The following is a 12,045-nucleotide window of genomic DNA, read 5'->3' as shown; positions in this document are numbered from 1 at the left end:
AGCCAGACAGCCCCCAGGACCCTCCCTTACCCGCAAAGGACTCAACCATGATTGTGCGTTACGTAAAGATCACCATGACCCTGTCTGTCGCGGCCTTCGCGCTGCTGGTGGCCTACAACAACATCAGCGACTACGGCTCCAACTTCGCCTTTGTCCAGCATGTGCTGAGCATGGACAGCGTGTTCCCCGACAACACCGCCACCGACCGCGCCGTGACCCTGCCACTGCTGTGGAATCTCGGTTACTGGCTGATCATCGGCGGCGAAGCCCTGACCGGGGTGCTGCTGGTGGTCGGCGCGCTGCGCCTGTGGCTGGCACGGCACGGCGTCGCCAGCTACTTCAACCGCTCCAAGGGCTGGGCGATTGCCGGCTTCTGCCTGGGCTTCTGTGTCTGGTTCTTCGGCTTCATGGTGGTGGGCGGCGAGTGGTTCATGATGTGGCAGTCCAAGGCCTGGAACGGCCAGGACGCCGCCTTCAAGTTCTACATGGCGATCCTGGGGGTGCTGATCTTCCTCAACCAGCCCGACGCCGAGCTGCACTGACCCTCTGCACCGCAGAGCCATGGCGAGGCCACGCCAGCGGCTAGCCGAAGCGCAAAAAAAAACGGCCCGCTGCGGTAACGCAGCGGGCCGTTGTTCAGCGCCCTGGGAAGTCAGGGCCAGGCATTCGCACTCAGTGGTTGAGCTTGAAGTCCTTCTCGGCCGCTTCGAAACGCTGAACCATGCCAGCGGTCGGCGTGCCCATCTTGCTCACCAGCAGGATCGCCAAGCTGGCGAAGATGAAGCCCGGGATGATTTCGTACAGGCCCAGCAGAGCGAAGTGCTTCCACAGGATCACGGTGACGGCACCGACGATGATCCCGGCCAGCGCGCCGTTGCGGGTCATGCCTTTCCACATCACCGAGATCAGCACCACAGGACCGAAGGCGGCGCCGAAACCGGCCCAGGCGTAGCTCACCAGGCCCAGTACGCGGTTTTCCGGGTTGGCCGCCATGGCGATGGCGATCAATGCCACCACCAGCACCATGGCACGACCGACCCATACCAGTTCCAGCTGCGAGGCGTGCTTGCGCAGGAAGGCCTTGTAGAAGTCTTCGGTCAGGGCGCTGGAGCACACCAGCAGCTGGCAGCTCAGGGTACTCATCACCGCCGCCAGGATGGCCGACAGCAGTACACCGGCAATCCACGGATTGAACAGCAGCTTGGCCAGTTCGATGAACACCCGCTCAGGGTTCTCGGTCACGGGACCGGCCACCTCAGGGTGCGCCGAGAAGTAGGCGATACCGAAGAAGCCCACGGCCACGGTGCCGCCCAGGCACAGGATCATCCAGGTCATGGAGATGCGACGTGCCTTGGCGATCGACTTCACCGAATCCGCCGCCATGAAGCGCGCCAGGATGTGCGGCTGGCCGAAGTAGCCCAGGCCCCAGCCCATCAGCGAGATCACGCCGATGAAGGTGGTGTTCTTGAGCATGTCGAAGTTGGTCGGGTCTTGAGCCTCGATAGCCAGGAAGGTGGTGTCGACACCACCGGTGGCCAGCAGCACGATGATCGGGGTCAGCAGCAGGGCGAAGATCATCAGGGTGGCTTGTACGGTATCTGTCCAGCTCACCGCCAGGAAACCACCGACAAAGGTGTAGGCAATGGTCGCCGCCGCGCCGGCCCACAGGGCTGTCTCGTAAGGCATGCCGAAGGTGCTTTCGAACAGACGGGCGCCGGCAACGATGCCGGAGGCGCAATAGATGGTGAAGAACACCAGGATCACCACCGCCGAGATGATCCGCAGCAGGCCGCTCTTGTCTTCGAAACGGCTGGAGAAGTAGTCCGGCAGGGTCAGGGCATCGCCGTTGTGCTCGGTCTGTACCCGCAGGCGACCGGCCACGAACAGCCAGTTCAGGTAGGCGCCGACGATCAGGCCGATGGCGATCCAGCTTTCCGACAGACCAGACATGTAGATGGCGCCCGGCAGGCCCATCAGCAACCAGCCACTCATGTCGGAAGCACCGGCAGAAAGCGCGGTCACCACGCTGCCCAGGCTACGGCCGCCCAGAATGTAGTCGGAAAGGTTGTTGGTGGAGCGATAGGCCATGAAACCGATCAGCACCATTGCTGCGATGTAGATCACGAAGGTGATCAGGGTGGGATTGCTTGCACTCATTGAGTTACGCCCTGGCTTTGTTTTTATGGTGCGGCGGTCACTGCCCGCCGCCGCCAAACGATGGTATTTGGCAGACGGTCAGGCGAGCCGCGCATTTATGACTGATGTTTCCCCAGGAAAGCCATCAGCCGATGAACCACCCCGAAAAGGGGGGCGGTTGCACCTTGGGCGCGAATCCTATGCAACAAAATGAACAAGGTGCAACCAATTTGCGGCGTTTAAGTTGCACCTTGTCGAATAATCGGCCGACGACGACGCTTTTGCTCCTTTTTGGAGCAAGAAAGCGGTTTTTCAGAAGTAAATGCACCAACAGGAGGCAGGCCGGATCAGGCAGGAATTTTATTCCTGACAAGCTGCGGTTTTTTCCGTCCGAAAATGGGTTGCACCCGGTTGCACCTATTTCGGCGCACGGATAATCTTGCCGCCAGCTGATGCCACACGTGCGTGGCAAACATGAGGATAAAAATATGGCTACCACCACCCTCGGGGTCAAACTCGACGACCCAACCCGCGAGCGCCTCAAGGCCGCCGCGGCCTCGATCGATCGTACGCCGCACTGGCTGATCAAGCAGGCGATTTTCAATTACCTGGAAAAACTCGAGGGTGGTGCAACCCTGTCCGAGCTGAGCAGTGTCACCGCCAAAGACGGCGATGACGCCGGCGAGGTGCAGACCGATCACGCTCATCAATGCTTCCTCGAATTTGCCGAGAGCATCCTCCCGCAATCGGTACTGCGCGCCTCGATCACCGCCGCCTACCGGCGTCCGGAGCCGGAAGTGGTGCCAATGCTGCTGGAGCAGGCGCGCCTGCCGGCCGCCACCGCCGAAGCCGCGAACAAGCTGGCCGCCTCGATCGCCGAGAAGCTGCGCAACCAGAAGAGCGCCGGCGGCCGTGCCGGGATCGTCCAGGGCCTGCTGCAGGAATTCTCCCTGTCGTCCCAGGAAGGCGTGGCCCTGATGTGCCTGGCCGAAGCCCTGCTGCGCATCCCCGACAAGGGCACCCGTGACGCGCTGATCCGCGACAAGATCAGCACCGGCAACTGGCAGCCGCACCTGGGCAACAGCCCATCGCTGTTCGTCAACGCCGCCACCTGGGGCCTGTTGCTCACCGGCAAGCTGGTGTCGACCCACAACGAGGCCGGACTGACCTCCTCCCTGAGCCGCATCATCGGCAAGAGCGGCGAGCCGATGATCCGCAAGGGCGTGGACATGGCCATGCGCCTGATGGGCGAGCAGTTCGTCACCGGCGAAACCATCGCCGAAGCCCTGGCCAACGCCAGCAAGTTCGAAGCCAAGGGCTTCCGCTATTCCTACGACATGCTCGGCGAAGCGGCACTGACCGAGCACGACGCGCAGAAGTACCTCGCCTCCTACGAGCAGGCCATCCATTCCATTGGCAAGGCCTCCCACGGCCGCGGCATCTATGAAGGCCCGGGCATCTCGATCAAGCTCTCGGCCCTGCACCCGCGCTACAGCCGCGCCCAGTACGAGCGCGTGATGGAAGAGCTGTACCCGCGCCTGCTGTCCCTGACCCTGCTGGCCAAGCAGTACGACATCGGCCTGAACATCGACGCCGAGGAAGCCGACCGCCTGGAGCTGTCCCTGGACCTGCTGGAGCGCCTGTGCTTCGAGCCGCAGCTGACCGGCTGGAACGGTATCGGCTTCGTGATCCAGGCCTACCAGAAGCGCTGCCCATACGTGATCGACTACGTGATCGATCTGGCCCGCCGCAGCCGGCACCGCCTGATGATCCGCCTGGTGAAGGGCGCCTACTGGGACAGCGAGATCAAGCGCGCCCAGGTCGAAGGCCTGGAAGGCTATCCGGTCTACACCCGCAAGGTGTACACCGACGTTTCCTACATCGCCTGCGCACGCAAGCTGCTGTCGGTGCCGGAAGTCATCTACCCGCAATTCGCTACCCACAACGCCCACACCCTGTCCGCGATCTACCACATTGCCGGTCAGAACTATTACCCCGGCCAGTACGAGTTCCAGTGCCTGCACGGCATGGGCGAACCGCTGTACGAGCAAGTGGTGGGCAAGGTCGCCGATGGCAAGCTGAACCGTCCGTGCCGCGTGTACGCACCGGTCGGCACCCACGAAACCCTGCTGGCCTACCTGGTTCGCCGCCTGCTGGAAAACGGCGCCAACACCTCGTTCGTCAACCGTATTGCCGACCAGTCGATCTCGATCCAGGAACTGGTGGCCGATCCGGTGGCGCAGATCGAGCAGATGGCCACCCTGGAAGGCGGCTTCGGCCTGCCGCACCCGCGCATTCCGCTGCCGCGTGACCTGTATGGCAGCGAACGCGCCAACTCCGCGGGCATCGACATGGCCAACGAACACCGCCTGGCGTCGCTGTCCTGCGCGCTGCTGGCCACCGCCCACAACCACTGGAAGGCCGCGCCGATGCTCGGTTGCGCCGCCAGCAACGAAACCCCGGCGCCGGTCCTCAACCCGTCGGACCATCGCGATGTGGTGGGCCACGTTCAGGAAGCCACGGTCGAAGACGTCGACAACGCCATCCAGTGCGCCCTGAATGCCGCGCCGATCTGGCAGGCCACGCCGCCGGCCGAACGCGCCGCGATCCTCGAACGCGCCGCCGACCTGATGGAAGGCGAGATCCAGCCACTGATGGGCCTGCTGGCTCGCGAGGCCGGCAAGACCTTCGCCAACGCCATCGCCGAAGTGCGTGAAGCCGTGGACTTCCTGCGTTACTACGCGGTGCAGGCACGCAACGACTTCAGCAACGACGCCCATCGTCCGCTGGGCCCGGTGGTGTGCATCAGCCCGTGGAACTTCCCGCTGGCGATCTTCAGTGGCCAGGTGGCCGCCGCCCTGGCCGCCGGCAACCCGGTACTGGCCAAGCCGGCCGAGCAGACTCCGCTGGTGGCGGCCCAGGCCGTGCGCCTGCTGCTCGAAGCCGGGATTCCCGAAGGCGTGCTGCAACTGCTGCCGGGCCAGGGCGAAAGCGTCGGTGCCCGCCTGGTGGGTGACGAACGCGTCAAGGGCGTGATGTTCACCGGTTCCACCGAAGTCGCGCGCCTGCTGCAACGCAACATCGCCGGGCGCCTGGACAACCAGGGCCGGCCGATCCCGCTGATCGCCGAAACCGGCGGCCAGAACGCAATGATCGTCGACTCCTCGGCCCTGACCGAACAAGTGGTCATCGACGTGGTGTCCTCGGCCTTCGACAGCGCCGGCCAGCGTTGCTCGGCCCTGCGCGTGCTGTGCCTGCAGGAAGATTCCGCCGACCGCGTGATCGAAATGCTCAAGGGCGCCATGGCCGAAAGCCGCCTGGGCAACCCGGAGCGCCTGTCGGTGGACATCGGCCCGGTGATCGACGCCGAAGCCAAGGCTGGCATCGAGAAGCACATCCAGGCCATGCGCGACAAAGGTCGCAGCGTGTACCAGATGGCCATTGCCGACAGCGAAGAATGCAAGCGCGGCACCTTTGTCATGCCGACCCTGATCGAGCTGGAAAGCTTCGACGAGCTGCAACGCGAGATCTTCGGTCCGGTGCTGCACGTGGTGCGCTACAAGCGCAAGGACATCGACCAGTTGATCGCCCAGATCAATGCTTCCGGCTATGGCCTGACCCTGGGTGTGCACACCCGGATCGACGAAACCATCGCCAAGGTGGTGGACAACGTCCACGCCGGTAACGTCTACGTCAACCGCAACATCGTCGGTGCCGTGGTCGGCGTGCAGCCGTTCGGCGGCGAAGGCCTGTCGGGCACCGGCCCGAAAGCCGGCGGCCCGCTGTACCTGTACCGCCTGCTGTCGACCCGTCCAGTGGACGCCATCGAGCAGTCCTTCGCCCGTGCCGATGCCGAGAACGCCCCAGACCTGCGCCTACGCGAAGCCCTCGGCAAGCCGCTCAATGCCCTGCAAGCCTGGGCCGAGAGCAACAAGCTGGCGGAACTGGCGACCCTGTGCAAACAGTTCGCCGGCCAGTCGCAAAGCGGCATCACCCGCCAACTGACCGGCCCGACCGGCGAACGCAACAGCTACGCCATCCTGCCCCGCGAGCACGTGCTGTGCCTGGCGGAGGTTGAGGGCGACCTGCTGACCCAACTGGCGGCAGTACTGGCCGTCGGCGGTTCGGCGGTGTGGCCGGAAAGCGACCTCAGCAAGGCGCTGTTCAGCCGTCTGCCGAAGGATGTGCAAGCACGCATCCAACGCGTAGCGGACTGGACCAAGGACGAAGTGGTGTTCGACGCCGTCCTGCATCATGGCGACTCCGACCAACTGCGCGGCGTCTGCCAGCAAGTAGCCCAGCGCGCCGGCGCCATCGTCGGCGTCCAGGGCCTGTCCCAGGGCGAGACGGCGATTGCCCTGGAGCGCCTGGTGATCGAGCGCGCCCTGAGCGTCAACACCGCGGCGGCCGGCGGCAACGCCAGCCTGATGACCATAGGTTAAGAGCAGCGGCAAGCGGCAAGCTTCAAGCGGCAAGTGGGGGTGCAAGGCCCTTGCTTGTCGCTTGCGGCTTGCAGCTTGTTGCTGCTTCTGCCCCTCCATCACCTTCATCAATCTTTCTATCCAGCCTTTATTCACCCGCCTAGACTCGGCCCATTCCCTATCCCACAGGTATGCCGCCATGTCCGAGACGCTGCTCAGTTCCCGCAATCTGGCCTTTGAGCTGTACGAGGTACTCGACGCCGAGGGCCTGACCCAGCGCGAGCGGTTTGCCGAGCACAATCGCGAAACCTTCGACGCCGCCATCGGCACCGCGCGCAGCATCGCCGAGAAGTACTTTGCCCCGCACAACCGCAAGGGCGATGAGAACGAACCACGCTACGAAGACGGCCAGGCGAGGCTGATTCCTGAAGTGAAACCGGCGGTGGATGCCTTCCTTGAGGCTGGCTTTCTCAATGCGGCCCGCAGTTTCGAGGCCGGCGGCATGCAGTTGCCAACCCTGTTGTCCCAGGCCTGTTTCGCGCACTTTCAGGCAGCTAACGCGGCCACAACCTCCTATCCGTTCCTGACCATGGGCGCGGCCAATCTGATCGAAAGCTTCGGCACCCAGGAGCAGAAACAACGCTTCCTGCAGCCGATGATCGACGGGCGCTTCTTCGGCACCATGGCCCTGACCGAGCCCCATGCCGGCTCCTCGCTGGCCGATATCCGCACCCGTGCCGAACCGGCTGCCGACGGCAGCTACCGGCTCAAGGGCAACAAGATCTTCATCTCCGGCGGCGACCATCCGCTGTCGGAAAACATCGTGCACATGGTCCTGGCCAAGCTGCCGGACGCGCCCCCCGGGGTGAAGGGCATTTCGCTGTTTATCGTGCCCAAGTTCCTGGTCAACGACGACGGCAGCCTGGGGCCGCGCAACGACGTGCTGCTGGCCGGGCTGTTCCACAAGATGGGCTGGCGCGGCACCACCTCCACCGCGCTGAACTTCGGCGATAACGGCGACTGCGTCGGCTATCTGGTAGGCCAGCCGCATCAGGGCCTGAGCTACATGTTCCAGATGATGAACGAGGCACGGATCGGCGTCGGCATGGGCGCGGTGATGCTCGGCTATGCCGGCTATCTGTATTCCCTGGAATACGCCCGCGAACGCCCGCAAGGTCGCCTGCCGGACAGCAAGGACCCGAGCACCGCGCCGGTATCGATCATCCAGCACGCCGATGTCAGGCGCATGCTGCTGACCCAGAAGGCCTACGTCGAAGGCGCCTTCGACCTGGGGCTGTATGCGGCGCGACTGTTCGACGACACCACCACCCTGGCCGACGAGGCCGAGCGCCAGCAGGCCCATGAACTGCTGGACCTGCTGACCCCGATCGTCAAATCCTGGCCGTCGGAGTTCTGCCTCAAGGCCAACGAGCTGGCGATCCAGATCCTCGGCGGCCACGGCTATACCCGGGAATACCCGGTGGAGCAGTACTACCGCGATAACCGCCTGAACCCGATCCATGAAGGCACCCACGGCATCCAGTCCCTCGACCTGCTGGGACGCAAGCTGGCGCAGAACGGCGGTGCCGGGCTCAAGCGCCTGATCCGCCTGATCGCCGAGACGGGCGAGCGGGCCCGCGCCCATTCGTCGCTGGATGCCCTGCGTCAGCCTCTGGAGCAACTGGTGTCGCGCTTGCAGAGCGTGACCCTGGGTCTGCTGGGGGACCTGGCCAGTGGCAAGGTCACGGCGACCCTGGCCAACTCGGCGCTGTATCTGAAGGTGTTCGGCCACGCGGTGGTCGGCTGGCGCTGGCTGGAGCAAGCCATCAGGGCCGAGGAAGGACTGGCCCGCGACGTGGCGGCGGATCGGGATTTCTATCGGGGCAAGTTGCAGGCCGCACGCTACTTCCTGACCTGGGAAGTGCCGGCCTGCCAGCATGAACTGACCCTGCTGGAAGCGCGGGACGCCACCTGCCTGGAGATGCAGGACGCCTGGTTCTGAGGCCGAGGCGGCCTGACACACCGCGCGCGGTTCGCTGGCAGGCCCGCGCCTCTGACGGTCAGTGCAGCTTGAAGCCGCCCACCTGACGCACCAGATCCTCGGCCAGGCGCTGCAGGGTCCGGCAATCTTCACGACAGCCATGCACTTCGCCCGCCGTGGCTCGGGCCAGATCGGAAATCCCCCGCACCGTGCGGTTGATCTCTTCGGTCACCGCCGACTGCTGCTCCGTGGCCGTGGCCACTTGCTGATTCATGTCGCTGATGCGCTCCACTTGCCCGGTGATCGCGGTCAGCGAGGCGCCGGTACGCTGGCTGGATTCGACACCGGTGCCCGTCGCGGTCTGCCCGGCATGCATCGAGGTCACCGCGTTCTCCGCCCCTTGCTTGAGGCTCTGGATCATCTGCTGGATTTCATCGGTGGAGGCCTGAGTACGCTGGGCCAGGGTGCGCACTTCATCGGCAACCACGGCAAAGCCGCGCCCCATGTCGCCAGCCCGGGCCGCTTCGATGGCGGCATTGAGGGCCAGCAGGTTGGTCTGTTCGGAAACTCCGCGAATCACCGCCAGTACCTGGTCGATGGAGGCCACCTGTTCCGCCAGCTCGCCCACGGCGCCTGCGGCCAGCGCGATTTCCCCGGACATGCTCTCGATATGCCGGATCGAACCGCCCACCACTTCCTGGGCCTGCTGGGCTTCATCCCGAGCCGCCTGGGAAGCGTCCGCCGCCTGCCCGGCATTGCGCGCAATGTCCTGGACCGTCAGGCCCATCTGGTGCACCGCGGTGGCCACCGTGTCGGTCATCTCCTGCTGCTGTCCGGAGCGCTCGGCGGTGTTCTCCACCACCGCCGCCACCTGGCGCACCGAGGAACGCAGGCGCTCGGTGGTGGCCAGCACCTCGCCGATCATGCCGCGCTGGCTGTCGAGGAAACGGTTGAACCCCCGGGCCAGGTCCCCCAGTTCGTCGGCGCGGCTGGCGTCCAGGCGCAGGGTCAGGTCACCGCCGCCGCTGCCGATGGCCACCAGCCCCTCGGTCACTTGCCGGACCGGACGCACCAGGCCGCGGGCCAGCAGCACCACCAGCACCAGGCAGACCGCGGCAATGCCCAGGCCGATCAGGCTGGTGAGCCAGATCGCGCGGTGCGCCTCGGCGTAGATCTGCGCCTGCGGCACCTCGGCCACCAGGCTCCAGCCAAAGCCGCGCAGGGGCAGGCTCAGGGCCAGGTAATCTTCGTCGTCGCGCTGGAAATGAGTGCTGGTCAGGCCTTCATGCCCCATCAGCGCCTCGGCGGCGGTCGCGCCGATCTGCTCGGACAACTGTCGCTTGCCACTGAACTCGGCGTCCGGATGCACCTGGATCAAACCATCGCTGCGCACCAGGAACACCCGGCCGCGCTCGCCAAAGCTGTAGTCGTGAATCAGCCTGGACAGCTCGGTCATGCGCAAGCCCAGGCCGGTGACACCCACCAGCTCACCGTCTTTCTCGACCCGGTAGTTGATGAACAGCGCCAGCTCGCCACTGGCAACGTCGATATCGATGTTCAGCACCCGCGGCTTGCCGCCGTCGATGAAGCGATAGAACCAGACGTCCTTGGGATTGTCCCGGCTGAGGGTCCGGTCCAGGCCTTTCTGGTTGTAGTAATGATGGCTGAGCGGGCTGGCCATCATGGTGGTGAAGGCCTGGTTCTCGGCGCGGATATCTTCCAGGTAGCTGATGTACTGCGGCGCCTGGGCCGGGTCTTCGCCCGCCGCCAGCCAGTCGCGCAGCATGCCATTGCCGGCCAGGTCGCGGGCGGCGGTCAGGGGCTGGGTGAGAATGCGCTCGATATCGTTGCGCATGGCTTCGATGCTCGAAGGTAGCGCCCTGTCCACCAGGTAGTTCTGGGTCAGGTGATTGATCAGTACCGTGTAGATGGCTACTACCACCAGCAGGCTGACCAGCAGGGCCGATCCCATGCTGAGGATCAGCTGCCATTGAATACTGCGTCGCCAGAATTGCATGGAACACCTCTTTCTTATGGTTATAAGAGGCTGAGATACCGCGCCAGCCGCGGAAGGTTGTATACAAACAATGACTCTGCTTGTCCAACCCATCACCCGCAGGCTGTGTGCACTTCCATCAATTCTGTTGAATGGTCTTGGCGATCACCTCGACGGTGGCGCTCACCTGCTCCTGATAGCGCTCCAGCTCCTGGGCATGCTGTTTTTTCATTTCGATCTGCTGCGAACACAGGTTCATCGCCGCCAGCACCAGCAGGCGCTCGCCGATCAGCGTCGGGTATTTGCGCTTGGTGTCGGCCAGGACCGCCTTGAGCATCAGCGCGGCGTCCATGAGGGTCTGCTCCTCGCCGGCCGGGGCCTTGATCGAGTAATCCTCGCCCAGGATCGAGATCACCTTGACCCCATCGATAGGGTGCCTCATGGGGTGACCGGACCTGCGCTGACGCGCTCAACCAGGGCCTGGATACGGGCGGCGGTCGCGCCTTGTTTCTCTTCCTGTTCCATAAGGCTCAGTTGCAGGCTTTCGTTTTCATCCTTGGCCTGGCTCAGTTGTTCCTTGAGGGCTGCGTTCGTGCCAAGCAGCTCCTGGTTCTGTAGCACCAGGTCGCTGACCAGCTGTTCCAATTGGCTGAGGGATGCTTCCAACATTTTGATCTTCCAGGCTTTTTGCAAAGGGCGCGTACGATAAAGAAAAGTCACCTCGGATACCAGGGCTATCCAGGCGCAAGGCCTTGATTTTACTGGCGATGACCCTTCCGCGAGAGCTGCTAGAGACTGTCATTCGTCCCCTGGGTTCCTGACACTCCGTCGGGCGATCAGGACTTTTCTGACATTTCCCAACGAGCACTCAGATTTTTCTGAAACTGCTCCTGACGATTCAAGAAGCATTTTTTCAACGCGATAGCACAGGTACTTCCCAGCCCCACGCGCGCGAGCCGCGCACATCCGAGGTAGGTTCAATGTCCCTGCGTACCCTGAATATCGCTCCGAGGGCATTCCTCGGCTTTGCCCTGATAGGTTGCCTGATGCTGTTTCTGGGGATCTTTGCCCTGAATCAGATGAGCAAGATTCGCGCGGCGACCGAACGTATCACCCAGGACACCATCCCCAGCATCAAGAGCGTCGACGACTTCACCCAACTGAGCCTGCGCCTGCGGATCCAGGCCTATCGACTGCTGCTCAACCGCGATCCCGAGGAACAGCAAAAGACCCTGGAGTCCATCGGCGAGCGCAACCAGAAGATCGATGAAACCCGCGTCCGCTACCAACAGCTCATCAGCAGCCCCGAGGAGCGCGCCGCTTACGATCAGTACATGGAGCTGCTGACCCACCACCGCCAACTGGAAGACCAACTGATCGAGCTGTCGCACAACAACCAGCTCGAAAGCATGCAGCAGTTGCTCAACACCGATCTGATGACCAGCGCGGAAAAGATCAACGGCATCCTCAACCAACTGGTGGAGATCAACACTCATTACTCCAGCGCCGCC

The 12,045-nt window shown here is 63.8% G+C and carries 7 protein-coding genes and 2 pseudogenes; 4 read left to right on the top strand and 5 right to left on the bottom strand.

What is annotated here, in order from left to right; translation table 11 throughout:
* The first annotated feature begins 47 nt into the window (after window positions 1–47).
* Window positions 48–542, top strand: a complete 495-nt coding sequence (locus DNK59_RS07095; protein ID WP_110722712.1) for a DUF2165 family protein — start codon at window positions 48–50, stop codon at window positions 540–542.
* Between the two features lie 130 nt (window positions 543–672).
* On the opposite strand, the gene putP is transcribed toward DNK59_RS07095, so the two are convergent.
* On the bottom strand, window positions 673–2,157 hold the full coding sequence (putP, locus tag DNK59_RS07090; RefSeq protein ID WP_110722711.1) for a sodium/proline symporter PutP: 1,485 nt from the start codon (window positions 2,155–2,157) through the stop codon (window positions 673–675).
* 467 nt (window positions 2,158–2,624) lie between these two features.
* Here putP and putA point away from each other — a divergent pair, with 467 nt between their 5' ends.
* Both putA and DNK59_RS07075 read left to right on the top strand, forming a co-directional pair.
* Window positions 2,625–6,578 carry a trifunctional transcriptional regulator/proline dehydrogenase/L-glutamate gamma-semialdehyde dehydrogenase gene (gene putA / locus DNK59_RS07080; protein WP_110722709.1) on the top strand — a complete coding sequence of 1,318 codons (3,954 nt, stop codon included), beginning with the start codon at window positions 2,625–2,627 and terminating at the stop codon, window positions 6,576–6,578.
* 178 nt (window positions 6,579–6,756) lie between these two features.
* Window positions 6,757–8,559, top strand: a complete 1,803-nt coding sequence (locus DNK59_RS07075) for an acyl-CoA dehydrogenase (RefSeq protein WP_110722708.1) — start codon at window positions 6,757–6,759, stop codon at window positions 8,557–8,559.
* Between the two features lie 58 nt (window positions 8,560–8,617).
* Here the strand turns inward: DNK59_RS07075 and DNK59_RS32440 are convergent, their stop codons facing one another.
* The 4 genes and pseudogenes from DNK59_RS32440 to DNK59_RS07060 form a co-directional block, all read right to left on the bottom strand.
* A complete protein-coding gene (locus DNK59_RS32440; protein ID WP_371921011.1) occupies window positions 8,618–9,358 on the bottom strand; it encodes a methyl-accepting chemotaxis protein in 741 nt (246 codons plus the stop codon).
* Between the two features lie 126 nt (window positions 9,359–9,484).
* Window positions 9,485–10,510 (bottom strand): annotated as a pseudogene (locus DNK59_RS32435) (cache domain-containing protein); the annotation flags it as partial.
* A 163-nt stretch (window positions 10,511–10,673) separates the two neighbouring features.
* On the bottom strand, window positions 10,674–10,976 hold the full coding sequence (locus tag DNK59_RS07065; RefSeq protein ID WP_110722707.1) for a cell division protein ZapA: 303 nt from the start codon (window positions 10,974–10,976) through the stop codon (window positions 10,674–10,676).
* A complete protein-coding gene (locus DNK59_RS07060; protein ID WP_092318969.1) occupies window positions 10,973–11,203 on the bottom strand; it encodes a hypothetical protein in 231 nt (76 codons plus the stop codon). Before DNK59_RS07060 ends, DNK59_RS07065 begins: the two co-directional genes overlap by 4 nt.
* A gap of 311 nt (window positions 11,204–11,514) precedes the next feature.
* Between DNK59_RS07060 and DNK59_RS32430 the strand changes: the two are divergent.
* A pseudogene (locus DNK59_RS32430) lies at window positions 11,515–12,009 on the top strand (MCP four helix bundle domain-containing protein); the annotation flags it as partial.
* Window positions 12,010–12,045 lie beyond the last annotated feature (36 nt).

This window comes from Pseudomonas sp. TKO26 (assembly GCF_003225665.1).
Taxonomy (GTDB): Bacteria; Pseudomonadota; Gammaproteobacteria; order Pseudomonadales; family Pseudomonadaceae; genus Aquipseudomonas; species Aquipseudomonas saponiphila.
This window is presented reverse-complemented; position numbering and strand designations above follow the sequence as displayed.

Bases quoted from the DNA above. Each gene is read 5' to 3' on its own strand.
- DNK59_RS07095 (WP_110722712.1), top strand. From the start codon at position 48: ATGATTGTGCGTTACGTAAAGATCACCATGACCCTGTCTGTCGCGGCC.
- putP (WP_110722711.1), bottom strand. From the start codon at position 2,157: ATGAGTGCAAGCAATCCCACCCTGATCACCTTCGTGATCTACATCGCA.
- putA (WP_110722709.1), top strand. From the start codon at position 2,625: ATGGCTACCACCACCCTCGGGGTCAAACTCGACGACCCAACCCGCGAG.
- DNK59_RS07075 (WP_110722708.1), top strand. From the start codon at position 6,757: ATGTCCGAGACGCTGCTCAGTTCCCGCAATCTGGCCTTTGAGCTGTAC.
- DNK59_RS32440 (WP_371921011.1), bottom strand. From the start codon at position 9,358: ATGACCGACACGGTGGCCACCGCGGTGCACCAGATGGGCCTGACGGTC.
- DNK59_RS07065 (WP_110722707.1), bottom strand. From the start codon at position 10,976: ATGAGGCACCCTATCGATGGGGTCAAGGTGATCTCGATCCTGGGCGAG.
- DNK59_RS07060 (WP_092318969.1), bottom strand. From the start codon at position 11,203: ATGTTGGAAGCATCCCTCAGCCAATTGGAACAGCTGGTCAGCGACCTG.